18 protein-coding genes are annotated in these 25,632 nt (G+C 40.7%); 7 read left to right on the plus strand and 11 right to left on the minus strand.

All coding sequences use genetic code 11. The features are described from left to right. Positions 1–108: 108 nt before the first annotated feature. Complete coding sequence (locus AC2SLT_RS03025; RefSeq protein ID WP_486546061.1) at positions 109–855, minus strand: hypothetical protein; 747 nt, start codon at positions 853–855, stop codon at positions 109–111. 299 nt (positions 856–1,154) lie between these two features. Continuing rightward, positions 1,155–1,919, minus strand: a complete 765-nt coding sequence (locus AC2SLT_RS03030; RefSeq protein ID WP_486546062.1) for a ParA family protein — start codon at positions 1,917–1,919, stop codon at positions 1,155–1,157. Positions 1,920–2,110: 191 nt separating this feature from the next. On the opposite strand from AC2SLT_RS03030, the gene AC2SLT_RS03035 reads away from it, so the two are divergent. Further along, positions 2,111–2,599, plus strand: coding sequence for a DUF2799 domain-containing protein (locus AC2SLT_RS03035; protein ID WP_486546064.1), 489 nt, complete (start codon positions 2,111–2,113; stop codon positions 2,597–2,599). A gap of 203 nt (positions 2,600–2,802) precedes the next feature. Here AC2SLT_RS03035 and AC2SLT_RS03040 read toward each other — a convergent pair whose 3' ends face one another. From AC2SLT_RS03040 to AC2SLT_RS03050, 3 genes are all read right to left on the minus strand, one after another. Continuing rightward, positions 2,803–4,032, minus strand: a complete 1,230-nt coding sequence (locus AC2SLT_RS03040) for a multidrug effflux MFS transporter (RefSeq protein ID WP_486546066.1) — start codon at positions 4,030–4,032, stop codon at positions 2,803–2,805. 234 nt (positions 4,033–4,266) lie between these two features. Continuing rightward, on the minus strand, positions 4,267–5,082 hold the full coding sequence (locus tag AC2SLT_RS03045; protein ID WP_486546068.1) for a crotonase/enoyl-CoA hydratase family protein: 816 nt from the start codon (positions 5,080–5,082) through the stop codon (positions 4,267–4,269). A gap of 160 nt (positions 5,083–5,242) precedes the next feature. Beyond that, on the minus strand, positions 5,243–8,836 hold the full coding sequence (locus tag AC2SLT_RS03050) for a histidine kinase dimerization/phospho-acceptor domain-containing protein (protein WP_486546070.1): 3,594 nt from the start codon (positions 8,834–8,836) through the stop codon (positions 5,243–5,245). A 271-nt stretch (positions 8,837–9,107) separates the two neighbouring features. On the opposite strand from AC2SLT_RS03050, the gene cysM reads away from it, so the two are divergent. The 5 genes from cysM to mutM all read left to right on the plus strand — a co-directional run bounded on the left by cysM (position 9,108) and on the right by mutM (position 16,547). Continuing rightward, entirely contained in the window at positions 9,108–10,052 is a 945-nt protein-coding gene (gene cysM / locus AC2SLT_RS03055; RefSeq protein ID WP_486546071.1) for a cysteine synthase CysM, read from the plus strand. A 117-nt stretch (positions 10,053–10,169) separates the two neighbouring features. Next, positions 10,170–10,976, plus strand: a complete 807-nt coding sequence (locus AC2SLT_RS03060) for a 3'-5' exonuclease (RefSeq protein WP_486546073.1) — start codon at positions 10,170–10,172, stop codon at positions 10,974–10,976. A gap of 211 nt (positions 10,977–11,187) precedes the next feature. Next, complete coding sequence (rlmD, locus tag AC2SLT_RS03065) at positions 11,188–12,762, plus strand: 23S rRNA (uracil(1939)-C(5))-methyltransferase RlmD (RefSeq protein ID WP_486546075.1); 1,575 nt, start codon at positions 11,188–11,190, stop codon at positions 12,760–12,762. Between the two features lie 264 nt (positions 12,763–13,026). Next, positions 13,027–15,654, plus strand: coding sequence for a RelA/SpoT family protein (locus AC2SLT_RS03070; RefSeq protein ID WP_486546076.1), 2,628 nt, complete (start codon positions 13,027–13,029; stop codon positions 15,652–15,654). 2 nt (positions 15,655–15,656) lie between these two features. Beyond that, complete coding sequence (mutM, locus tag AC2SLT_RS03075; RefSeq protein WP_486546078.1) at positions 15,657–16,547, plus strand: bifunctional DNA-formamidopyrimidine glycosylase/DNA-(apurinic or apyrimidinic site) lyase; 891 nt, start codon at positions 15,657–15,659, stop codon at positions 16,545–16,547. 287 nt (positions 16,548–16,834) lie between these two features. On the opposite strand, the gene mscL is transcribed toward mutM, so the two are convergent. From mscL to AC2SLT_RS03090, 3 genes are all read right to left on the minus strand, one after another. Further along, positions 16,835–17,263 carry a large conductance mechanosensitive channel protein MscL gene (mscL, locus tag AC2SLT_RS03080; RefSeq protein ID WP_486546079.1) on the minus strand — a complete coding sequence of 143 codons (429 nt, stop codon included), beginning with the start codon at positions 17,261–17,263 and terminating at the stop codon, positions 16,835–16,837. A 537-nt stretch (positions 17,264–17,800) separates the two neighbouring features. After that, entirely contained in the window at positions 17,801–19,648 is a 1,848-nt protein-coding gene (gene typA, locus AC2SLT_RS03085; protein WP_486546081.1) for a translational GTPase TypA, read from the minus strand. Positions 19,649–19,844: 196 nt separating this feature from the next. After that, entirely contained in the window at positions 19,845–21,065 is a 1,221-nt protein-coding gene (locus AC2SLT_RS03090) for an OmpA family protein (RefSeq protein ID WP_486546083.1), read from the minus strand. A 782-nt stretch (positions 21,066–21,847) separates the two neighbouring features. Between AC2SLT_RS03090 and AC2SLT_RS03095 the strand changes: the two genes are divergently transcribed. Then, positions 21,848–22,447, plus strand: a complete 600-nt coding sequence (locus tag AC2SLT_RS03095; protein WP_486546085.1) for a pilus assembly FimT family protein — start codon at positions 21,848–21,850, stop codon at positions 22,445–22,447. A 143-nt stretch (positions 22,448–22,590) separates the two neighbouring features. On the opposite strand, the gene AC2SLT_RS03100 is transcribed toward AC2SLT_RS03095, so the two are convergent. The 3 genes from AC2SLT_RS03100 to era form a co-directional block, all read right to left on the minus strand. Next, positions 22,591–23,349, minus strand: a complete 759-nt coding sequence (locus tag AC2SLT_RS03100; RefSeq protein ID WP_486546087.1) for a pyridoxine 5'-phosphate synthase — start codon at positions 23,347–23,349, stop codon at positions 22,591–22,593. Positions 23,350–23,528: 179 nt separating this feature from the next. Continuing rightward, positions 23,529–24,299, minus strand: coding sequence for a DNA repair protein RecO (recO, locus tag AC2SLT_RS03105; protein WP_486546326.1), 771 nt, complete (start codon positions 24,297–24,299; stop codon positions 23,529–23,531). 145 nt (positions 24,300–24,444) lie between these two features. Further along, positions 24,445–25,482 carry a GTPase Era gene (era, locus tag AC2SLT_RS03110; protein WP_486546088.1) on the minus strand — a complete coding sequence of 346 codons (1,038 nt, stop codon included), beginning with the start codon at positions 25,480–25,482 and terminating at the stop codon, positions 24,445–24,447. Positions 25,483–25,632: the final 150 nt, after the last annotated feature.

The raw sequence follows: 25,632 nt of genomic DNA on the forward strand, positions 1-25,632 counted from the left end.
CCCTGATATTTGAGTTGTCTTGAACTTACACTGCTTACCGTTGCGCTGTCAACCAAGTTTTTCAAGTTATTGCCTTTACCAACAAGCTAATTTGAAAATTTTACACGCTTAACGGGATGATTTTGTCGCGACTATTTCAGCCCAGTCCGCCATTCTATTTTTTAAAGCCAGCAAGTCAGGTTCTATCTGACGTTGGTCGTAATGTGGATTGGTATTGGGTTTGACATAGCTACTGTCATCCCAAAAGACAACCAAGCTATTGGCCTTTGTGTATACCGCTTTAACAAATGGTGCGATAGTCTCAGGTAGATTAAGGGGCTCACGATCCAAACTAAAATTAACCTTACTGTTTAAGTCAGTATTATCATACGTGTCGTTATTGTATGTAGAGTTATAAATAGTGTTTTGAGTTTTGGGTATATTTAGTTTTTGGGGTTGCCCTTGCTCAAGATAACTTAAGTTTTGAGTATTGCTATTTCCGCTACTATTATTTATACCACTTTTAAGACTCGCGTTATGTACACTGCTATTATCTAAATTGCGGAGGTTTGAATCTCTGACTCCGACATCCTGATTATTGTTAAGAGGTCTTAGTTGACCATCAATAACCTGATATCGCGTTTCCGGCAACTTCATACCGTCTACTATCAAGGCATATTGACCCATCATTCCCTTACCAAATTCATTATTGCGACCACGAATCCAATGAGGACAGGCAATGAGCTTAGGATTAAGTTCTAGACGGCGCGCTGACATACGAAGCTTATCTAAGCGCACATCTATACCACTAGGCTTTAAAGCCGTGATACTGCCCAAAACGAATAGTCCTATCGCAACTGCTACCCAGATACCCATATATATCCCATTCTTAAATACTGAAACGTTAAATTAGAACGGCATAAGTGTAGTCGGTTTTAAGGGCTATTCATAGCCACTTTTTATAGCTACTGTTTGATATAGTCGTCGATCTTATAAAGAGTCACGGCGTTAACCTCGTTAAGCCTACTCCAGTAGTACTTGCACTCGGTTGCCTTGTGACTACTTTAAAGTTCTTTGACTATAGTTACTTATTAACAGCCACTTTTTGATAGTTGCTCTTTACAGCTAATAATTAATTTGAGTGCGTGCTTTCATTTTGAGTGTGTGCTATCTAGTTACTCATACCAAGTTGAGCTATCTTCTGGTGCCTTCTCAGAGCTTGAGTTGGCTAACTTCTCTAAGCTCGCCGGTATAGTCGCATCGGCTAATACCTCCTCGTACTTACTAGCAACCTTTGGCATTAATGCATCCATTATGGGTTGCCACTGAGCTTGTATATCTCGATAGCGTTTTTGACTGTGATCAAAAATACTAAGTCCCTCTTCGGCAAGCTGTGGATATAAGCTTCTTTCACTCAACCAAGCCAAAGGCTGTTGTCCTATGTCTTCAAAAAAAGTTTGTAAGGTTTGATTGTTGCTATTTTGGGGGCGAATGCGATTGGCAATCAAATGAATATCAACTTTGCCTTTACGAATGCGCTTGATATCTTGAATAGAGTTTAAAAACTGTTTGGTGCTATCAGCATCGAATATAGATGGTAATACAGGAATTAAAATCGCTTTGGCCTCACTGATTAAAGATTCAGCACGCTTGGCACTCACCGAGCCGGGTGCATCAATAATTAACCAATCTTTTTTACCTAAGTTTTTTGCTGCTTTTTTTGGCAAATCTCCGATATCATCTTCATCACGCCAGTCGACGGCGTAGATTTTTGCCGCCGAATCAGGCCGAATCTTTAACCAACGCAAACTTGACTTCTGTGGGTCTGCATCGGCTAATGCTACCGTTTGACCTTGATTCGCTAAAGCTGAAGCCAGTGTGATCGCTACTGAACTTTTACCACAGCCCCCTTTTTGATTTGCTATTAATACTGTTTTCATGTCTATCGCCTACAAAGTTGTCATTAAAATCAATAATTTACCAGTTTAGATATCATAACCCAATAAATTTAATATAAATATCTGTCTTATCGTTTTATAAAACATTAAAATAGAGTCTAAACCCTAGTTAAAGCCGCTATTTCACTATTGTACAATCAATACTACCCTGTATTAAATAGTAGGAGCAAGCCATGAGATTGTTACCGTTCACTTTTGCCAGTAGTATCCTATCTGTCAGTATGCTGATGCTCTCAGGGTGTGTCACTACTCCATCATTAACCCCTGAACAATGCAAAGCCGCCAATTGGAAAGATATAGGCTATGCTGATGGCACAGTTGGACGCTCTGGCGCCTACTTTGGTACTCATGTTGATAATTGCGCACCACTTACTGGTAACACGCCAAACCGTGAGCTTTGGGAAGCAGGTCGGCAAGAGGGATTAAAAGAGTTTTGTACTGAGCTCAATGCCTATAAGCTTGGTAGAGAAGGCTTTGCTTGGCAACCCGTCTGCCCCATAGAAGGTGTTGAGAAGCTTGAAGAAGCTTACAATCAAGGGCGCTTTTACTATTTACGTCAACGTGATTTAGACTATCTTAGCACTCCGTATCCTTGGGGATATGGTCACTATGGGTATGGTCCACGATACTGGCACTCCCCTTTTTGGCCGCGCAGATGGTAATACTGTCTGATGGTCTGATGGTCTGAGAGTCAGCTAATATTTAACGCTCAACTTTATTAGCAGCTTGAGCATGTTCAGACTCAACATTTTCAGACTCAACATTTTCAGACTCAACATTTTCAGACTCAACATTTTAAAACTCAGCATTTTCAGACTCAGCCGTTTTGTTAATACCATTGTATTAAATACTAAGTATTAAGCCGTTAGGTGGCATGATCAAGATTTAAATCCTTATCGACTCGATAAACCAACAGTGTACCCAAACACATCAATATCGCCATAGTGGCTCCTAGCTTAAAAACTGGGTTTACAGGAAAAAGATTAAGCAGCACCCCGCCAAATATACCGACGCAAAACATTAATGACCCTTGCAACGCACTCGCCATACCAGCGCGATGCTTTTGAAATGCCAATGCAATCGCAGAAGCATTCGGTTGGGTCAATCCTAATCCTGCAATACAAAAGAAAATGCAAGCAAGCACAAAAGGTAAGTAGGCGTCAGCACCATAAATCACGCCTAACAATAACAAACAAATTGCCGATATAGCTTGCATCGCTGCACCAAAGCGTAATAGGGATATCAGCCGATATCGGTTGGTTAAATACTGGTTTAACTGAGTCAGACCAATAAATCCTGCCGCGTTTGTGCCAAACACAATACTAAATTGACTTTCGCTTAAACCATAACCGTCCATTAATAGCTCAGGAGCAGCACTAATATAAACAAACATTGACCCCATTAATAAGCCTGCTCCTATAGCCGGATAGCCAAAAGAGGGATCTTTTAAAAGGTCTATATATTGGCTGATGATGGTATTAAAGGGTCGGTGACTACGGTTTTCATCGGTCAACGTTTCTTTAAAAAAGAACTTCGTCAATACTAAATTTAGGACAGCGAACCCTGCCAAAAACCAGAAAATAGCGTGCCAGCTAAAAAAATGTAAGAAAGCGGCACCTAAAGACGGCGCTAAGATAGGGGCCAATCCCATGACCAATACCATAATTGAGAAGGCCTTTGCCATTTGTTTGGGCGGCAAGACGTCTCGAATGGCCGCGCGGGTTACCACTGCTCCCACACAAGCGCCTAACGCTTGCAGGGTGCGGGCCGCAAATAAAATATACTCGTTTTGAGTCGTGGCACATATGATTGAAGCAATAACGTAGACGATCATACCAAAATATAAGGGCTTGACACGACCAATCCTATCGCTTAATGGCCCATAGACCAGTTGACCAAATACCAAACCGACAAAATAAGCAGGTACTGAGTTTGACATTGCTGCCGTACTGATACCAAAATCATCTGCCATAGTAGGTATGGCAGGTAAATACATATCAATGGATAGCGGACCGATGGCAACAATCAGACCCAGCATCATAATCCATGCGGTGGGCATTTTAGGAGATGAGTGGTGCATATTATTATTTGACATAAAAATACGTTGACCTAATAAAGTAGGCTAAAAGGCTAAATATAACTAAAGACTCAATTACAGGTTAAATAAAACAAAATACCCAGTTAGATACTACGGATTCTAACATGAGTTTATTTGGGGTTCTGTTTATATAAGGTTCTGTTATTATAAGTTTTCTAGTAATTGGAAGGTGTCCTATTATCTAAACATGTCACCACCTTATTAACTTATCAGCAGGTCTTAATGCTTCCCTTATTTAAACTGCCGTTTTAAGAACTCAACACTGCTGTCTTTCGCTTTTTTAATAGCCTGTTTACGGTTCTTGCCACCTGTCATTAGTTTCAGTTGCCATATTTTTTCAAGATATAACGCACAAGCATTTTGTTGGGTCATACGATTTATCACCCGCTTGCTTGCTAGTACAGCATCTGGCGAACGACTGGCTATTTCCTGCGCCAATGACTGAGCACGCTCATAAGGTTGGTCATCGACATGGCTCACTAACCCTAACTGTTTAGCTTCCTCTGCCTTAACTAACCGTGCCGTCATGGTCAACTCTTTGAGCGTATCCACTGGTATAAGCTGTAAGGCGGATTGGGTTAAGCCCATATCAGGCACCAACCCCCACTTGGTCTCCATAATCGAGAACTGGCAATTAGAATCGGTAATCCGAAAATCACACGCCAGCGCAAGTTGCATACCAGCACCAATGCAATATCCGTGGGTGACAGCAATCACTGGCATGGGCACCTCGCGCCAGATCAAACATACGCGCTGGAATATACTTTGCGTTGGTTTTAACAGTTCAACCACGCCCATAACCGCATTTTTAGGATTATTTAAATCTCCCAAGTCTATACCCGCACAGAACACATCCCCTGCTCCCCTAATAATAACCGCCTGTATTTCTCTGTCTTTTTTGAGATGACTAGCGACCTCTATCAGCTCTCTCATCATCAAAAAGCTCATGGCATTTTTTTTATTAGGACGATTTAGAGTTATTGTTAGAATATTGTTGTGCTCATTTAGTTCAAGCAGTTGATAGGTTTTTGTTAGGACTGCTGACATAAAAGCCTCGCTATATATTATTTTTATAGAGTTTAAAAATGTATTAACATCATTTTAAAACGTGTGAATGACAGTGTTTATAATGACAGTGTTTATAATGATGGTGTTTATAATGGCAGTGTTCATATCGAAAGCATGACTTTACTATCAATAATAGGGACTAAATCATTTTCCAAGTCATATCGTTTTCACTTAGCATACCCTCTTCTAGCGCCTTTTTTTGCTCTGAAATATGCGCGTCTAAATCGAGAGACTCCAGAGATTGTAAGCTTGAAATTAACGCCATATAATGCTCTTCTAACATACTAAATTGGCTCGGTGTCGTGTGTTGAACATTGAGCAAACACTTGTCCTCAAGATTTTGACTGGCTTCACGGATTTGAGGAACACCCGAATAACGACTCGCCCCTAGTACTCGATGAGCGACTTGTGCTAATTGTTCTCGATCTCGTGCTTCCCATGCATGCTCTAGCGCTTTTATTTCATCTGGAACTGAATGCTGCATCATGTGTAGAAGCTGTTTGGCAAGCTCTGGCTTGTTTGCTGAGCGTACAAGGGCATCTCGCCAATCTACTATGGGTATATTGTCCTCTTTAACGTCATTTTCATTATTATTAGCAATATTAGCAATATTAGCAATATTGTCATTATTAGCATTATTAGCATTATCGGAATTCGCGTCGAGCAGTCTCAGACTGGTAGACGACTGGCTTGAGGTGTTAAAGTCCTCTGTCGTAAACTGTTTTTGAGACTCATCATAATCCCTCATTAAGGCAACAGGTGCATCACCCCCACGCCCAAGCCAACGCTGCAAAATCTGCAACAGCTGCGGTCGACTAATAGGTTTTCCAACATAATCATCGATGCCAGCGGCAATGAGCTTATCTTTGCCATCTGCTAGACCATGAGCCGTTAGCGCTATAATAGGTATTTTTTTATAGGCGTCTTGATATTTATTGGCATCTGCTTCTAGCTGACGAATTTTCTTAGCAGCTTCATCGCCGGACATGCGCGGCATTTGTACATCCATAAAGATTAAGTCAATTGTCTCATCTTTGTTGACCTTATTTTTGTCTTTATGCTTAACGTCACTTGTCGATGCAACCACGTTTGTATCAAACGCTACGTTAACTTGTTTGTCAGCCTCGCCCTGTTCATCGACACCTTGTTCATCTACCCATTGCCCATCAACCCCTTCAGTTTCGTCATTATCAGCACTCTGGAGCATTAACTGTTTACTGATAATATCCACAGCATCATAACCACTCCCCGCTGTAATAACTTTAATACCAAGCTCACTTAGTAACGCATCTAACACCAAAAGATTGGGAAGATGATCGTCAACGGCTAATATAGTCACTCCTTGCCAAGTTGGCGGTGCTACCATGGTCGAGACATTGGTCGTTCGGGTATCTAGCATTCGATAAAGCTGGCGTTTATCCAGTGGTTGGTATAAGCCAATGGCTTTATAGCGCTGTAGTAGATTGGTATCTAAAGCAACCTGATAACCATAAACCGCAAGCTTTCCTTGATAGTGTAAGCGTATTTGTTTAAGCAGCGCTACCTTGTCTTCATGCGCATCACTCTCGCCACTATCAATGACCACCCAATCCCACCGATTGCCTTCTTCTTTAAGCTTTTCAAGTGCTCCTGCTAAAGAGCGTACCATAGTGACTGTAATACCTAAGGGCCGGACTGCTGCCTGAAATACCTGCATACTTGCTGCATGGTTTATCCATACCAGCATATCAAAGGGTTTATCATCGTCATCCTGTGACTTTGCAAAAGGACGCAATATTGGCAACTGCATAGGATCATCATTATCCATTGACTCAAAATTGCTACCAAATTCAGTATCAGAGGACGCATCCACTTCAACATGCGATGGTATCGTAAACCAAAAGGTAACCCCTGATCTTACGGATGTTTTATTGACGGTAGGGTTTTGTATTGCTGACTCTGATAAGACAAGCTGACCATTAGAGTTACTATTCTCATTGTCATAAAAGCCAATTTTCCCGCCCATCAATCGAGTGAGTTGTTTACAAATCACAAGCCCCAAACCTGTGCCACCATATTGGCGAGTAATGGACGGATCACCTTGACTAAAGCTTTCAAATAATTGAGTTTTGGCTTTTTCAGATATGCCTTGCCCCGTGTCCTGAATAGCAATATGAATCATATCTATTGATGTGATTTCAGCTCTGTTATTGACATTCTGTTGAGTCACAGGGCTGTCATCAACCTCATCAATGCCCACTCGGACTACTACCTCGCCGACATCGGTGAATTTGATGGCATTTCCGACCAGATTGGTAAGAACTTGTTTGACTCGTAGCGCATCGCCAATGATCGTATCAGGCACATCGTTATAGTACAGTACTGCCATCCGCAGCCCTTTTTCGGCAGCCAAGGGTGACAACATATCCATCACATCGTAGATGGCAGAATACAAGTTAAACTCATGCTTATCCAGCACCAACTTACCGGCTTCAATTTTAGAAAAGTCCAAGACATCATTGACCAATGCCAAAAGATGCGCCGATGATTTACGTATGGTTTGGACGTATAAGTCCTGTTCCGCTGTTAGATCGCCATGACGTGCCAACAAGTTGATAAAGCCATCTATACTGTTTAGCGGTGTCCGCAGCTCATGACTAATATTGGCTAAAAAGGCAGATTTGGCTTGGCTACTAGAAATGGCTTGATCACGGGCCTCTCGAATAAAAATATTTTGCATTTCCATTTCATCGAAGGCATCGCGTAAATCTTCTTCTGTTTGATCAGAATAGTCTTTAAGCTCTTGAAACTCGCTGTATAATCGGCGCAGTGTCTTTACCAAGTCTTGTTGCAGTTGATTAAGCTCTCCACTTGAGTCGGTATTTACAGGCAAATACATATTCTCAGGGTTAATTTGCTGTAAATGCAGTCGCAAATCATAGATTGGCGCAATCCAGCGCTTCGCATAAATATTTAGACTAAGGAGTAGCACGAGTAAGGTAAATAAACCTGTGACACCCAAGCCCAACCATACTTTTAAGCGAGAAATGGTTAAGGGTTCATTATCCATATCGACAAATAGCCAATAATTGATACCTTGATACTCCCCCAGCAAGTGACCATAGGCGGTCCCTTCACTAGTCGGTATTCCCGAGATAAAACCTTGTTCTTCATCCATTTGGTGAATGTTCATCTCTATCCATGGCATAGCCGTCTGCCCCCCAGACGAGGCCAGAACCTTTCCTTGCTCATCCAAGATAGCCACTCGTTGAATATGCTGGCTATTATTCATAGAAGACAAAATATAGCTGATGCGCTTTTGTACATCATCTAAAGACTGTAGTTGCTCTTCAATGATGGGTTTATCCACTAAGACTTCAGTATTGATGAGATTGCCCGTAGTGATCATATCGGCCACATCTTCTACAGAGGCGTCGCGATGTCTTGAGGGGGTTGTGTTTGAAATTATGGGCGTTTTTATAGGCGTTTCTTCGGATGCAGACGTATTTGTGTCTTTACGCTTAGCCTCCAATACAGTTGGATCAGTTAAGATAACCGGCAGTAGCTGCTTTACCATTGGCTCATAGCGTATCAAAGCTGCTGTCGCTAAGGTACGCTGCTCAGACTCGATGGACTTACTGGACTCTTTCTCTACTAAATAGGCGCCCACAGCTGCCAGCAATACGATCGGTAAAAATACCAATAGTATTAATTGCGCATAAGCACTGTTAAAAACGAGTATTCTTTTTCTCATCGTTTATAAACTTCTTTTGAGGTAAATAATCTTAAGTATCGATTCACAAAACTTGGATAAAATGACAAGGTCACGAACTATTAACCTCTCATTCAATTAATGTGTTATTCCATTAATCTACATTGTCATTGAGTGTAACAGGTTTTCAACGTATTGCAGATAACCAGTTGCTGTTCAAAATGTTATAATTCCTAACCTTTATAACTTAACCTTTAGAATCATACAACACACTTTGGCTAAAATTTACCAATAGATGTACTGAGAAACTCCTATGTCAAATTCAACACACTCCGTCAACGTTATTGATCAAGTCACCACGTTATCTGATTGCGTTGGCAATACGCCGCTTGTCTCTTTACAACGCTTGCCTCAGCTTGAAGGCGTTAGTAACCAAGTCCAAGTGCTGGCCAAAATTGAAGGCAATAATCCGGCAAGCTCAGTTAAAGATCGTCCTGCTTTTAATATGGTTTTGCAAGCTGAAAAAAGGGGCGATATTAAACCAGGTGATACCCTAATTGAGGCAACTAGTGGCAATACAGGTATTGCATTGGCGATGGTTGCTGCCATGCGTGACTATAAAATGATTTTGATCATGCCCGCTAAGTCTACTCAAGAACGTAAGGACGCTATGGCAGCCTATGGCGCAACTTTAATTGAGGTTGAAGGAGGTATTGAAGACGCCCGTGATCTTGCTTTACAAATGCAAGCCGAAGGAAAAGGTCTGGTGCTCAACCAATTTTCAAATCCGGACAACTCCGCTGCCCATTACGCCACAACTGGCCCTGAAATATGGCGTCAAACCGGGGGACGTATTACCCACTTTGTCAGCTCAATGGGTACCACGGGTACGATATCAGGGACTGGTAAATATCTAAAAGAGCAAAATCCAGACATTCAAGTCATTGGCTTACAGCCTGATGATGAGTCCTCTATCGCAGGTATCCGCCGCTGGCCTGAAGCATATAGACCAGAAATATACGATGCCAGCGTCATCGACCGAGTGATAGATATTAACCAACATACCGCCGAAGTGTATATGCGTAAACTGGCGCGAACCGAAGGTATATTGGCTGGCGTATCCTCTGGCGCAGCAACTTGGGCAGCCATTCAGATTGCCAAAGAGATCTCTGAGAGCCAATCTGATGCTGTCATCGCCTTTATTGTCTGTGATCGTGGTGACCGTTATTTATCGACGGGTCTGTTTACTGCTGAGTAATCTGGATCACAATGTAACTCATTACCTTAAGTTCAGCACCTTAATATAATGTGCTCAGTATAATGAGCTTAGTATAAAAACTTTAGTATAATTCTTATCAGACTCAGTAGATACGCTATGACCGATTTTTCTAGTACGCCTGTTATGGTTTTTGATATCGAAACCGTGCCCGATATTGAAGGCGGCCGACGGGTGTATCCGCAACTTGCAAAGCTTAACGATGATGACACCCTAACTGCCTTAACCAGCTTGCGGGTACAAGAAGCCGGACATGACTTCATGCGTCTACCCTTACAGCGCATCGTCTGTATCTCAGTATTTTATATCAAGGATGGACAGTTCTCACTTTTTTCATTATCCAACGAAACAATGAGCGAAAAAGAAATAATAGCGACCTTTTTCCGCGCATTTAAAGACTTAGAGCACCTGCCTCAGATCGTCAGTTGGAATGGTTCTGGCTTTGATATCCCTGTGCTTATTTATCGGGCTATGCAATATGATGTAAGCGTTCCTTTACTATTTGAAGAAGGGAGTCGAATTAACAACATGCGTTATAACAATTACGTCAACCGATTCCAAGACCGTCACCTTGATTTGATGGATAGATTTAGTCAATATGGCGCCAGTCGTCGTGAAGCCATGACTATTGTCGCCAGCCTCTATGGACTGCCAGGGAAAATGGATGTTGATGGAAGTGATGTTGCAGATATGGTGGCTCAGAAACAGTGGCAAGATTTAACCCGCTACTGCGAGTCTGATGTCATCAATACGTGGCTTATTTATTTACGCTGGCTACGCTTGACCGGCACATTAACTACTGAAAACTTTGATATGTGGCAAACAGAAACTCGACGTTATTTAATGTCCAAATTTGAAAAAGATGGCAGTGTGCGTCATCAAGAGTTTTTGGAGTATTGGCATTAGAGACTTTAAACACCTGACGCTTATACTGTTATTATTTAAGCATGTCTATCCAATCACATCGTCATGAGAATAAGGCTATCCCCTACTTGCAATTCGAGACAAGGGTTTATGTGTTAAAATCCATACCCAAACTTATCCCTCATGACTTATACCTCATATTTTAGACCTTTCATCAGCCCTTTATTAACTTCTTAAATACATAGGCAGGTTTATGCAGCCCATCGATAACGTTTCACACAATAATAGTAAACCTACGAAAGCCAATGGCAATGACAATCTCAAAAATAATCATGCCTCTTTAGCCACCGCACCAAGTAAAAAACTGTCTAAACCTAGCTCACGTGTGCGCCGCCGCTTAAAAGATGCGCCGCCGATAGCATTTAAGATTGATGGTCTGTCTCATGATGGTCGCGGTGTGGCTGTGTATGGCAATGAGTTTGGCGTTGATGAGGGTCACAATGAGGACAAACATGGTAAAAAAGTCTTTGTTAGCTTTGCACTCCCTAATGAGTCCGTGAATGTCCGTCTAACTAACAGTCGTAAAAGCTTCGAGGAAGGGGACGCCGTTGAGCTTATTGCCAATGCGCATCCGGAGCGTCAAACCCCTCCCTGCCCACATTTCGGAACTTGTGGGGGCTGTAGCTTGCAGCATTGGCAACCTGAAGGTCAAATTGCTTTTAAGCAAACCGTACTTGCAGAGCTGCTAGAGCATCAAGCCAATGTGCAACCTGAGAACTGGCTTGAACCTGTGGTAGCGGATCGCCTAGGATATCGAACCAAAGCCCGAATGGGGGTACGTTATGTTGCCAAAAAAGAAACAGCGTTAGTGGGCTTTCGTGAGCGAAACAGTAACTTCTTAGCCGAACTGAACGAATGTCATATTTTAGATGAGCGTATTGGTTTTGAGCTTGAAAACTTAAAACAATTGATAAGTTCTCTAGAAGCGCGTTCACATATTGCCCAGATTGAGTTGGCTATGGGTGAATTGCTACCTGATTTTGCTGATGGGGATCAACCGGTTGCCTTAATTTTACGCCATCTTGAGCCACTCTCTGACGATGATATTGACAAACTAAAAGAATTTTTTAAAGCGCGTCATTGGCAGCTATATTTACAGTCGAAAGGTCCTGACAGCATTAAGCGTATTGCATTACATGAGGGGGACGATATCAGCGAGCAATTTGGTCGACTGTACTATCAACTGCCAGAATTTGGTTTGACCTATGAGTTTATTCCGACCGACTTTACCCAAGTTAATCTATCTGTTAACCGTAAAATGACTAAATTGGCATGTGATTTGCTAGATTTAAAGGCTGGTGAACGTGTTCTAGATTTGTTCAGTGGTTTAGGCAACTTCAGCCTGCCTTTAGCTCGTCTTGTCGGCGGAGAGGATGGTACGCAAGGTCTGGCTATTGGGGTTGAAGGTTCTGATGCTATGACAGCTCGCGCCGCTGACAATGCCAAGCGTAACGGCATTTACAATACCGAGTTTTATAATCAAGACTTGACGCAAGACTTTAGTGATCAGCCATGGGCACAACAAGGGTTTGATGCAATTTTGATTGACCCCCCACGCTCAGGGGCTTGGGAGGTTATGCAGTATTTACCTCGTTTTGATGCCAAACGCATTGTCTATGTGTCTTGTAATCCTGCCACATTAGCACGTGATACTAAGGCGCTTATTGAGCAAGGTTATCGATTAACAGATGCGGGAGTTATGGATATGTTCTGCCATACAGGTCATGTTGAGTCTATTGCCCGTTTTGAGAAAATTGAAACCATTTAGTGTCACTTGATGATTAAAGTGGTGATTAACGCTATGAGACTTTAAAGCTTGTTTTAAGTATTACCAAAATAATCGACTTCTTAGAATTTTCTATGACAGTATAGGGCTTAAGTGTTAGTTATAGTTTACAACTGTTCACAGACATTATATTGACATAAATTTTATTAAAAAGATAATACTAATAGATAGTTAAGTTATTATAATAACACTGTAACTGATTTTTTAGCGTGTCAACAGATTCATTACGGGTTAAGGGAGGAAAACGTGGTAAAAGTTCGTGAAGGGTTGCCACTTATCGATGGTCAAACAACAACTGAAGATAGTGCCTCCTTAGCAGCGCAGATGATTGCTCAACAGCAACATGGCTACTATAATCCTGCCCGTATCTCTTTTGGAATGCTTAATGCAGATTTAAAAAAACAATTGGCGACCACTAAGCTGACCACAGCAATGGATCGCTCGATACAAGCAGAATTCTTACCTCTTAACGATGTGTCTTTAGTTGAAAAAGTTCAACTCGATACGTTAACTTTTTCTGAAAGTAAGCTGGGATCAGACGGCTTAACCTCGTCTCTTCATCTTAATCATAATGAATCAGATAACAAATACTCATATAATACCGATGAGAACAATACTGCCCTAGCCGATAATACCCTTATCGACCTACCCGCTTGGTTAAAAGCTGTTGCTAATCGAGTTAATCTACCTGACTTACCCGATTTAGCTAAAGCATGTGATCTAATTGGCACTAAGTCAAGCTCGGATGAAGAAGGGAGCCGCTCAAGTGCGTTTATGACCGGTATTGGTATGGCAGATATCTTAACCTATCTCTATCAAGATGAAGACGCCTTAACCGCCGCAATGCTTTACCGTGCTGCTCGAACTAATCTTATTCCTCATGACCGTATTCTTGACGTTTTTGGTGAAGAAGTAGCTACTCTTGTTAAAGACGCTCTAGCAATGGGACAGCTTTCTGAAACGATCGAAAGTAATAAGCGACTCGAAGATCACTTTGTGAATAATCAGCGCGAGCAGCTGTCTAATATCTACAGCATGCTAATCTCTATGACCAACGATGTGCGTGTGGTGCTCATCAAGCTTGCAGAACGTACCTTTGCTATGCGTGAGCTGTCTTATGCCAGCGAGGAGCGTAGGAAACGCGTGGCTCGTGAGGTCATGACGATTTATGCGCCGCTTGCACACCGCTTGGGTATTGCCCAGATAAAATGGGAATTAGAAGATCTGGCATTCCGCTATTTGGCGCCGGATCGTTATAAAGAAATTGCTAAGCTGTTGTCTGAAAAAAGAAGCGAGCGCGAAGAGTATATAGAGCGTGTCCGTGCCCAGCTCGAAGCATGCTTAAAAGAGGCCGGTATTAAAGGCGAGGTATCTGGACGCGTCAAGCATATCTATTCTATTTATCGTAAAATGAAACTCAAAGGCCTGTCTTTTGATCAACTTTATGATATTCGTGCTTTAAGGGTATTGGTCGATACTCAACCAGAATGTTATCACACGTTAGGTCTCGTTCATGGGTTATGGCGACATATTCCTGAACAGTTTGATGATTATATAACCAATCCAAAATCTAACGGCTATCGATCTTTACACACGGCTGTTATTGCAGAAAATAAATCCTTAGAAATTCAAATTCGTACCCATCAAATGCACTTTGAAGCTGAGCTGGGTATGTGTGCCCATGTCAATTACAAAGAAGGTGGTAAGAATAAACAAGATGCTTATTTGAACCAAAAAATCAGCTCTTTACGTCAGTTACTCCTCACAGGTAGCGATACAACGAATAAAAACTTAGTGGCGACTGGATTGGTTGATGGCTTTGATCAAGAGCTTGATGAAGAAGAACAATTGGTCGACTTTGGTGAACTTGAGCACATCTATATTTTCAGCCGTGATGGCGATATCACTGAGTTACCCAAAGGGGCAACGGTTCTTGATTTTGCCTACTACGTTCATACCCAAGTTGGTAATCGCGCGCAAGCAGCAAGGGTCAATCAGCGCTATGTGCCACTTACCTATCAACTTAAAACAGGTGAGCAAGTTGAAATCATTACCAAATCTTCGCGCGAACCCAATCGTGATTGGCTCGTTCCTTCTTTAGGCTATATTCAAACTTCTCGAGCACGCTCTAAATTACGTCAATGGTTCAATAAACAAGATCGCGATAAGAACCTAGAGATTGGGAAGCAGATGCTCGCTAAAGAGTTGACTCGTTTGGCCGTTCATCCCAATAGCATCAGTCTCAAAGACTACGTGAAACACTTTAATGTAAATAGTCCTGATGATATTTTAGTGGGTCTTGTGACGGGTGATATTGGTATTCACCAATTAACTGGACACATCTCTCGTGAGCTTGATCTCGTTACCGATAAAGAAGAGCAAGAGCACGTTCCAATCGTCCATCACAAATCTACAGACAGGGTAGAGGCTCTAAAAGTTCATATTGATGGGCTTGACAACATTGAAACTCGTTTCGCAAACTGTTGTCAGCCCGTCTATGGTGAGCCTATCGCTGGGTTTATTACGCAAAGCAGTGGCGTGTCTATTCACAATCGAGGCTGCGCTGAATATGCCCGATTGATAGAACGTGAACCTGAGCGTCAAATCTCAGCATCTTGGATATCACAGCGCGCCAGTTATCAGCCAGTTGAAATAATAATCGAATCTTATGATAGAAGAGGATTGCTACGCGATTTAACCCAAGTTATAGACAAAGAAGATGTCAATATTCGCGGTGTCGATACCAATAGTGATGATGATAACGTAGCACATCTAAAGTTTCGTTTAGAGGTGACAGGGTTATCTCAGTTATCTAAGCTACTGGCTAAGCTAGAGCAGCAGCCAGGCGTAATACATGCGAGAAGAGCTGTCTAATTATGCCAGAACTACCCGAAGTAGAAACAACCAAGACCAGTCTCAAACCTTTATTAAATCGTCGAGTCCAAAAGGTCAATGTATTTCAGCCGAAATTGCGTTGGCCAGTCCCAGATGACATTAACTCTTTGAAGGGTTACGTCTTAACTGACGTTAAAAGACGGGCTAAATATCTCATATTAACGTTTAGACAGCCTGAAACTGAGGATGTTAAGTCACTCATCATTCATCTTGGTATGTCAGGTAGCCTTCAACAGTTCCCTATTGGAACTTCCAAGCGTAAGCATGATCATTTGATTATTGAGTACTTGTCCGATAAAAATAGCAGTCAATCTATCCAGCTGCACTATCATGACCCACGGCGCTTTGGTGCGATACTTTGGTATGCTGACTATGCAGATAAATTATTTAACCACTTAGGTGAAGAGCCTCTTACCGAGACTTTTTCTGGAGATTACTTGTATCACAAAATACATAGAGTCTCAGAAAATAAGCTTAAAAATAAAAATAACAAACCCGCTCTCAAATCTGTTTCACGTCCTATTAAGTCGGTCATTATGGATCAAGAGTTTGTGGTCGGGGTGGGAAATATTTATGCCACTGAAAGTTTATTTTTATCTGGTATTCATCCGATTACTCCCGCAAATAGTTTAAGTAAAAAACAACTACGTACGTTAGTCGATCATATTAAAGCGATACTTCTACGGGCGATTCAACAGGGCGGCTCTACATTACGTGACTTTACGGTGGCTAGTGGTACGACAGGTTATTTTCAACAAACCCTCTTAGTTTATGGAAAATATAAGGAGCCATGCCCTACATGTGGTACGCAGATTGAGAAAGTTACTATAAACGGCCGGGCAAGTACGTACTGTCCTGCCTGCCAACTTTAAGCGATTCAATAATAATCCCAAACCTAGCTTTACTATAAACTTAAATGTGAATAAAAAAAGAGGCTAACAGTTGTTACCCTCTTTTTTAATGCTTTCAATTAGCTTACTCTTCGTTATATTCCATACTCATCACTATATAGTCAAAGAACTTTAAAGTAGTCACAAGGCAACCGAGTGCAAGTACTACTTGAGTAGGCTTAACGAGGTTAAGGCCGTGACTCTTTATAAGTTCGCCGACTATAGTTGAGGCCGGTAAATATAACTGGCTGTACTCACTAAATAAATAATTACTTACTTAGCTTATTGCTAATCTCACGTAATAATAAAACTTCTTCTGTCGGCTCTTCGACACCTTCTTCAACCTTATTGTTACGACGTAAATTATTCATGCCTTTAACCAGCATGAAGATAATGAAGGCTAAGATTAAGAAGTTGATTAATACAGTAATAAAGCTACCATAGGCTAGAATAGGTACACCAGCCGCTTTTAAAGCATCATAATTTTGTACCACACCTTCAGGAACATCTCCTAAGATAAAGAACATATTCTTGAAATTAATTTCGCCACCGAAAATAGCGGCAACGATTGGCATGATAATATCTTCAACGAGCGAGGTGGTAATGGTAGCAAATGCGCCACCAATGATTACACCAACCGCTAAATCCATCACATTGCCTTTTAAAGCAAACTCTTTAAACTCTGACATCATACTCATGATATCACTCCTATAAAAATGTTATGCCAAATCTATAAATTAACCTATCGAGGAAGGCAAGTCCAAACACAATAATTTAAATGCTAAAAATAGAGGGTTCAGTGAGCCTGACAAAAATAGCTTATTTTAAAGAAAAGGGATTATTTAATATCGAACAGACATCCGTAAATAGATCAACCATAAAACTAATACCAATTTAAAACATAACCTATCAAGCGAGGCGAATACAAACACAATGAATGAATCAATCACTATAAATAGTAGGTTCAATGCGCCTAATAAAGAAGGGTTGTTTTAAAGAAAAGGGATAATTTTACTCATAGCCTTATAAACGAATACTACTGATACCTATTGCTTAAGATTTCATTATACTTAATGAAATAAAAGTACATAATATACACTATTTTTTTATAAAGTCACTCAAAAAAAGGTTAACATGATAATTATATGTTAACCTTTTAAAATGACTATTAACTTTAACGTTAATTTAAACAATAATTTAACGAAACTACATTACAAAAACATTAAACAAGTTAGTTATTTTTCTTTCTTACGGCCATGACGTTTACGTTCGCTTTCTGTCAAATAGCGTTTGCGTAGACGAATCGACTTCGGAGTGACTTCAACCAGTTCATCATCTTCAATGAACTCTAGTGCTTGTTCTAAAGTGAACTTAACAGCAGGCACTAAAGTTAAGGCTTCATCAGTACCGCTGGCACGGACGTTCGTTAATTGTTTGGCAGTTGTTGGGTTGACAACCATGTCATCACTGCGTGAATTAAGACCAACAATCATTCCTTCATACACTTCAAGCTGCGGCTCAGCAAATAACTTACCACGTTTTTGCAGGTTAAATAAGGCGTAGCCAAGACAAACACCGTTTGCCATTGATACTAATACACCATTCGTACGGCCGCCGACTTCACCTATTTTTTGTGGGCCATAATGCGAGAAGCTAGACGTTAAAATACCAGATCCTGATGTTAGTGTTAGAAACTCAGAACGGAAGCCAATAAGTCCACGTGCTGGCATTGTCGCTTCGATACGCATACGACCTTTACCATCAAGCTGCATATCTGTCATCTCACCTTTACGCAAGCCGACTTGTTCCATAATAGAGCCTTGATGTTCTTCTTCCACATCAAAGATAACATTTTCATAAGGCTCTTGGAGTTTGCCATCCACCTCTTTTATGATAACTTCTGGACGAGATACTGCTAACTCAAATCCTTCACGACGCATGTTTTCAATTAATACGGATAGATGGAGCTCACCACGTCCTGAAACTTTAAATTTCTCAGCAGAGTCCGTATCTTCTACGCGTAACGCAACGTTATGAATCAATTCACGCTCTAAACGCTCACGAATATTTCGCGAAGTTACGAACTTGCCTTCACGACCGGCAAAAGGAGAGTTGTTGACTTGGAACGTCATTGACACTGTCGGTTCATCGACAGTCAATGGTGGTAATGCTTCTACGTGATTAGGATCACAAATAGTATCTGAAATATTTAAGGCATCTATACCCGTAATACAAACAATATCACCAGCTTGAGCTTCTTCTACTTCAATACGATCTAATCCATGATAACCCATGATCTTAAGGATACGACCGTTGCGAGTTTTACCTTCTTTATCAATTACAGTAACGGGCGTATTGGTTGAGATACGACCACGCTCAATACGACCAATACCAATAACCCCAACGAAATTATTATAGTCAAGGCTTGAGATTTGCATACGGAAAGGAGCATCAGCATCTACTTGTGGCGGCTCTACTACATCAACAATTGTCTCAAACAACGGCACCATGTTATCTGCTAGATTATCTGCATCCAGTCCAGCAACACCATTTAACGCTGAGGCATATACAACAGGGAAATCAAGCTGCTCATCCGTTGCACCTAAATTATCAAATAAATCAAAAATTTGATCCATTACCCAGTCAGGACGTGAACCAGGACGGTCAATTTTATTAATAACGACAATCGGTTTAAGACCTTGTTCAAACGCCTTTTGAGTAACAAAACGAGTTTGTGGCATTGGTCCATCGACCGCGTCTACCACTAATAATACACAGTCAACCATCGACATCACACGCTCAACTTCACCGCCAAAATCGGCGTGACCTGGGGTGTCTACAATATTAATTCGGTATTCGATATCACGATCAGGGTGCTGCCATTTAATAGCAGTATTTTTTGCAAGAATAGTAATACCACGTTCTTGCTCAATAGCGCCTGAATCCATTGCGCGTTCGGCAATATTTGCACGGTCATCAAACGTACCAGACTGATGTAATAATTTATCAACTAAGGTGGTTTTACCATGATCTACGTGAGCGATGATAGCAATATTACGTAAGTTTTTTATTTCGTTAGACATATTTTAAAGACTCAATTTTATACGGGTAATAATTAGTAACCTAATTTTCTGGACTGCAGTATAGCATTATTATATGACACTATATAAACAGTATTTTAAGTTCGTTAAAGAAAAAAGCAAAGATTACTAGTAATAAATAAAAAAAAGCCACCAATTGGCAGCTTTTTTTGAATAACTACTAAAACATTATTAGATATTAACGTACGTTCATATCTTTAGTTTGATCAACAGTCACTGTTTTGTTACCTGTGATAACCGCATATACGCGACGGTTCATTGCACGACCTTCTTCAGTATCGTTTGGCGCGATTGGACGGTCATAACCATAGCCGATAGTGCTTAGACGATTTGGTGCAATACCGAATTCATTGGTTAATGACGTTTTAACCGCAATTGCACGGGCTTCAGATAGACGTTGGTTGTAACGAGCTGATGGACCAGTCTTAGAGGCGTGACCTTCAATGCTAGCAGTAGAGTTTGGATACTCACGCATTTTTTCAGCTACTTTAGCAATTTCTGGCTTGTACTGAGGTTTGATAACTGACTTATCGTTATCAAAGAATACACGCAATTCCATTTTTAGCTCATCCGTCATTGGAATCTGCTTCTGACAACCTCTAGCATCTACAACAGCGTTAGGTGGAGTATTTGGACATTGGTCAACGCTATCAAGAACGCCATCACCATCGCTATCTTGGTCCGCTTCAACTACGATAACTGGGGTTGGTTCTACAACTGGAGTAGGTTGTACTTGAGGTGGTGCAACTACTGCAGGTGCTAAGTGACCGCCTAGAACGACTTCTAGACCAGCAAGAGCCATACCTTCCCACCAATCGTTATCAAAGTTATGGATCGCACGCGCTTCACCACGTAGGCTTAATGCGTCATTGATACGATACATAGCACCTAGACCTAAGTTACCGATGGTATCTTTAGTCTCAGCTTCTCTTTGGCCATTTTCACTTTCATATTTAAGTTTAGATTGACCAGCACCGATCAAAGCATATGGGCGGAAAGCGCTGTCGCTATAACCACCAAATTGATCAAAACCAACTAGGAAGTTACCAGTGATCATTTCATGTTCCATATCACCGACTTTGTCATCGCCAATTTCAGCATCTGTATCAGAAATACCATATTCAACCTGGAACTGAGTTGACGGTGTTAGTTCGATACCTAGTGCTGCACCAGTGTATAAACCACTTTCTTTAGCAACGCCACCTTTAGTTTCATCTGCGTTTTCATAAACACCAGTGTTACCTTGGTTACCAAATAATTCGCCTTGCTTTTCACGAGTATCATCAGCTTCAGTGTAATGATAACCAAGTAAAAGTGGGCTGACAGTTACACCAGCTGTCGCTGCTATTGGTGCTGCAGTTGCAGCAATGATAGCTAAAGTCATTTTGTTAAGTTTCATAAACTTCCTCCAAGGGATGGTTTGTGTGCAAAAAAACACTTAATATCTTTATTTGTAATACTAAGCTCTTTCTAAATAGGAACGCATTTAAACAGTTTCTTACTTAAATAGAAACAAAGCACTTATACTTTCGCATAATAGCTTATCTATAAATTAAAAAATTTACAACATATTTTTGACATATCGTCATTAACTTCACATCAAGTGACCTATGTTTACTTTAAAGTCACACTTACTATTTAATGACAAAGTTGAACCTTAAAGACTAACTTAAAACCAAATAAAAAAACACTGTTTAAAATAAATCCTTATTAATACACATTTTTTTGTTAACTTAAACATTAATGTGATAAAAGAGCTACTAAAGGTAATTCTAATACATACGATGAAATAGTTCTATCCTTACTCTATCATTTTTCACCAAATGTAACAAAATTTGACAATAGAAAATATTATGGCATCCTTAATTCATTTCAAATCTTGAAATTACGCTATCAAGGAAGACGATTGTTAACGCTAAACCGGTAGCAGGTGATACACAGTAGGATAGGTTCAATGAGTCTAACAAAGATAAGGTATTAAGGTAAAAGGTATTGTTTATATAAAAGATATCATATTCAATGCTGTGGCTGACATTGTAATCTTTGCCTTTAACAAAATGATTAGACTCAGATATTCTCGAAAACCTTAAAACAATAAGTGGTTGGCAACTTCTAGCATTCTAAACGCTTTACTAAGCAAATAATGCTTATCTCTTACTTCATAACTTTGGTCAGCTATTTATGTTTAAAGTAGAACTAGAAACAGAGATAGAACCGCATCGTTTACACTCTATAAATACCATGATGCCTATAACTGAGAAAGGGTTTAGCCTTTTAGAAACTCTGGTCACCATCGTCATACTGACTGTAATTAGCGTTATCGCAATTCCTTCATTTTTGACAGGATTAAAAGCGTGGGAAGCTAAGCAAGTGCGCGGTCATCTTACCAATACCTTTAGAGTGTCGAGAGCTCAGAGCTTTATAAACCATCATAATACGCTCATGTGTCTAACTGATGATGACTATCATTGTCACAAAAATGCATCACGCTATCTTTTAGTATTTAGTGATAAGGATGGTAATCATCAATTTGATCCCGCGATTGATAACTTGGTGCTGAATGAGCCCTTAAATTTAGACTATGGGCGTTTATATCTTAGATTTGGGAATCGACATTATATTAAGTTTTTTGGTGATACTGGGCTACCACGCGGACACTTTGGGCATATTAAATACTGTCCTTATGATCTCAATACCGCTAATACTTATCAAATCTCCCTCAATCCACAAGGCAATCATCGTTTTAAACCCTATCGTTATATAAAAACAGGCTGCCCGTAATAAAAGCTGCCCTTAATAAAATCCAGCAAGCAAGATAAATAAAATGCTAGCCTTATTAAAGTCGTTCATTAGTAGCGTCGCTCATCAATTTATTCAATAACGCTACATTAGATAAAGTTACTCAGATATCGCTATTAGAGTTATTAACGCCCCTGCATTGCCGCTTTCATAGCTTTAACCGCATTTTCGAGTCCCATAAAGAGACTATCAGCAATTAGAGCATGTCCAATGTTCAACTCATAAATCCCAGGTATACTAGCAATAGCATAGACATTGTCCCGTGTTAAACCATGTCCTGCATTGACGATAAGTGTCTCACGCTTCGATATCGCATAGTCTACAGCTTGCTTAATTCTATCCAGCTCTTGTCGTATGGCAGCGTCATCTTGGCTCAACGTCGCCTCGGCGTACTGACCCGTATGTAGCTCAATAGCATCTGCGCCACATGCTACTGACGCATCAATTTGTGTCACTTCTGGATCGATAAATAAGGAGACTTTTATACCTGCATCATGTAGCGCGGTGATATAAGTTGTAAGATTATCGACTTGATCAGTGACGTTTAACCCACCTTCAGTGGTTAACTCCTGACGCTTTTCAGGTACCAAACACACCCATTCTGGCTGAATCTTGATAGCAATTTCCAACATCTCATGAGTCGTCGCCATCTCCAAATTCATTCGCGTTTTTAAGCGTGGCTTCATGCGAGTCACATCCGCATCTTGGATATGCCGTCTATCTTCACGTAAGTGCAATGTGATGCCATCAGCGCCTGCCTGCTCACACAGTAGTGCAGCTTCTACAGGATCAGGATATTCTACCCCGCGGGCTTGACGCAGTGTCGCAACATGATCAATATTAACGCCTAATAAGGGAGTTGACTCTATCGTCTGAGTTGTCATTATCAAAACCTATACTACCTATTTAAGAAACAGTGTTAACGGTGTTTATAGTAACTGAAGTGAGTTATAGCTCTCATTCTTCTATGCCGCTCAGCTGAATTTTCCAACCAGCCTCTTCAATTAAGCTACTCAACTAAGCTCTACAATTAAGACTCTCAACTAAGCCACGAATAATGTCATCACTGATACTGATAAAACTGCTGCCACAAAATACGGCTTTGGAGCGGTTGATAATCAAATAGATGATCAATAAGCTGACGGTGAATAAGAGACCAACTATTTAGTGTGGCTAAGGTAATGCCTTCACGCATCGCAATGATGGTCTCGCCTAATACTGGCGTTGACTGCATTAAAAATGAGGGATTTCGGTTCGACGTGGTTGCCTCATGCTGAGTTTTATTATCAGTACTCAGTGGGGTGTTAGCTATTTCGTGCTCTTTTGTTTCGTATTCCTTTAACCACCCTCTATCTGGCGCAAAACGATAGCTAGCAGACGGCTCTATTAACGCTTGTTCAGAATCTTGTTCTAAATCAATGGCAACACCCAACTCATTAAACAATATTTGTTCATACTGACGTAAAACCAGCTTTAGCTCCTCACGGTTAAGTGGACGTTGAAGCTGCTGCATCGTATGACTATATTGAGCATAGACGGACGGTATGCTGTCCTCTAAAGGCAATAGCTTTAATGTGATTTCGTTGACATATAATGCGGCATATTGCTGTTGACCGATTAAACTTGGTACCACATCTGCAATATTAACTTCCTGTAAAGTCTTAAGAGACTTCTTACCCGTTGCAAAAAGGGTTAAGGGCGCAAACTGTGGAATGCCTTTTCTACCGATACCATGTAGCACACCATACTCTTTAGTTAACAGATAATAAATAGTGCGCTTTTCTTGAAAAGGACGTTGATGCAAGCTATAGGCATGTAGTGGCTCATTTCGCACTGTCAAGATACCCCTTGCAACTATCTAATGACCTTATACCTAACTATGCACTAAAAAATTAGACCAAATCTAGAAACCAACCTATCAATTAAAGCTCATTCAAACGCGACAAATAGTAGAGTCAGTATTGAATGTTCAACAGACCCTAATATCCTAAACTGCTTAATGCACGGGCATCATCGGACCAGCCTTGTTTTACTTTCACCCAAAGGTTCAGCATTATTTTTCGATCAAACAAAGCTTCCATATCTTCACGAGCGGCAATACCCACTTGCTTAATACGAGCCCCTTTATCACCAATAACGATGGCTTTTTGACCATTTCGCTCAACAAATATTGTGGCATCAATAAAGGTAACCGCTTTACGCTTACGTCCTGTTTTAGGGTCAATGTGCGCAGGCTCATCTTTAAACTCATCGATTTGTACTGTTAAATCGTAAGGCACTTCATCGCCGGCCAGGCGCATAATTTTTTCCCGAATAATTTCACTGGCCAAAAAACGCTCGCTACGATCTGTAATTTGCTCAGTATCATAAATAGGACTACCTTCGGGTAGGTGTGAACGAATGACCTGTTGCAAGCGGTCTAAATTTTGATTCTTTAGGGCAGAAACAGGCACGATATCAGAAAAATCGAAGTTCTCGTGATACGTTTCGATTAACGGTAGAATTGAGCCTTTATCTTTAATGGTATCTGCCTTGTTAATCACTAACACAACGGGAGTTTTTGTCTCACCAATCTTCTCTAGGGTTAATAGATCGTCTTCACGCCATTGCTCGCCATCGACCACAAACAATACTAAATCAACATCCACTAAAGCTGAAAATGCCGCCTTATTCATGCGCTCATTTATCAAACGAACTTCATTGTGATGAATACCAGGAGTATCAACGAACACAGCTTGCATATCTTCACTCGATAAAATGCCATGAATGCGGTGACGCGTCGTTTGCGGCTTGCGCGAGGTGATAGAGAGCTTTTGACCCAACATATGGTTCATCAAGGTCGATTTACCCACATTAGGTCTACCCACAATGGCTACATAGCCTGTACGATAGCCTTTAGGCACTTCTGATTTACCCTCTTCGGTAAAAAAACTATCTAGCAGATTATCTGATAAAGTATCAGAATTTGAAGCGGCGTCATTGCTTAAATCAGCTGTGTTTTGTGGTTCGTTTGCCATAAATCTTTATCCGATATATTTGGAAAAACATGCGTAAAAGGTGACTTAATTAAGTAAGTGCATTCATTATGTAAGAGCTTTTATTAAGTAAGAGCTTTTATTAAGTAGGTGCTTGAAATAGCTGCTTTAAAATTGGTTTGACTTAACGTT

It is taken from the genome of Psychrobacter sp. CX18 (genome assembly GCF_057396215.1).

What these genes read in the sequence shown, in the direction of transcription:
- AC2SLT_RS03050 (WP_486546070.1), bottom strand. Translation starts at nt 8,836, where the DNA reads ATGAGAAAAAGAATACTCGTTTTTAACAGTGCTTATGCGCAATTAATA.
- AC2SLT_RS03100 (WP_486546087.1), bottom strand. Translation starts at nt 23,349, where the DNA reads ATGACAACTCAGACGATAGAGTCAACTCCCTTATTAGGCGTTAATATT.
- era (WP_486546088.1), bottom strand. Translation starts at nt 25,482, where the DNA reads ATGGCAAACGAACCACAAAACACAGCTGATTTAAGCAATGACGCCGCT.
- AC2SLT_RS03035 (WP_486546064.1), top strand. Translation starts at nt 2,111, where the DNA reads ATGAGATTGTTACCGTTCACTTTTGCCAGTAGTATCCTATCTGTCAGT.
- AC2SLT_RS03040 (WP_486546066.1), bottom strand. Translation starts at nt 4,032, where the DNA reads ATGTCAAATAATAATATGCACCACTCATCTCCTAAAATGCCCACCGCA.
- AC2SLT_RS03025 (WP_486546061.1), bottom strand. Translation starts at nt 855, where the DNA reads ATGGGTATCTGGGTAGCAGTTGCGATAGGACTATTCGTTTTGGGCAGT.
- AC2SLT_RS03090 (WP_486546083.1), bottom strand. Translation starts at nt 21,065, where the DNA reads ATGAAACTTAACAAAATGACTTTAGCTATCATTGCTGCAACTGCAGCA.
- rlmD (WP_486546075.1), top strand. Translation starts at nt 11,188, where the DNA reads ATGCAGCCCATCGATAACGTTTCACACAATAATAGTAAACCTACGAAA.
- AC2SLT_RS03095 (WP_486546085.1), top strand. Translation starts at nt 21,848, where the DNA reads ATGTTTAAAGTAGAACTAGAAACAGAGATAGAACCGCATCGTTTACAC.
- AC2SLT_RS03030 (WP_486546062.1), bottom strand. Translation starts at nt 1,919, where the DNA reads ATGAAAACAGTATTAATAGCAAATCAAAAAGGGGGCTGTGGTAAAAGT.
- AC2SLT_RS03060 (WP_486546073.1), top strand. Translation starts at nt 10,170, where the DNA reads ATGACCGATTTTTCTAGTACGCCTGTTATGGTTTTTGATATCGAAACC.
- typA (WP_486546081.1), bottom strand. Translation starts at nt 19,648, where the DNA reads ATGTCTAACGAAATAAAAAACTTACGTAATATTGCTATCATCGCTCAC.
- mscL (WP_486546079.1), bottom strand. Translation starts at nt 17,263, where the DNA reads ATGAGTATGATGTCAGAGTTTAAAGAGTTTGCTTTAAAAGGCAATGTG.
- cysM (WP_486546071.1), top strand. Translation starts at nt 9,108, where the DNA reads ATGTCAAATTCAACACACTCCGTCAACGTTATTGATCAAGTCACCACG.
- mutM (WP_486546078.1), top strand. Translation starts at nt 15,657, where the DNA reads ATGCCAGAACTACCCGAAGTAGAAACAACCAAGACCAGTCTCAAACCT.
- AC2SLT_RS03045 (WP_486546068.1), bottom strand. Translation starts at nt 5,082, where the DNA reads ATGTCAGCAGTCCTAACAAAAACCTATCAACTGCTTGAACTAAATGAG.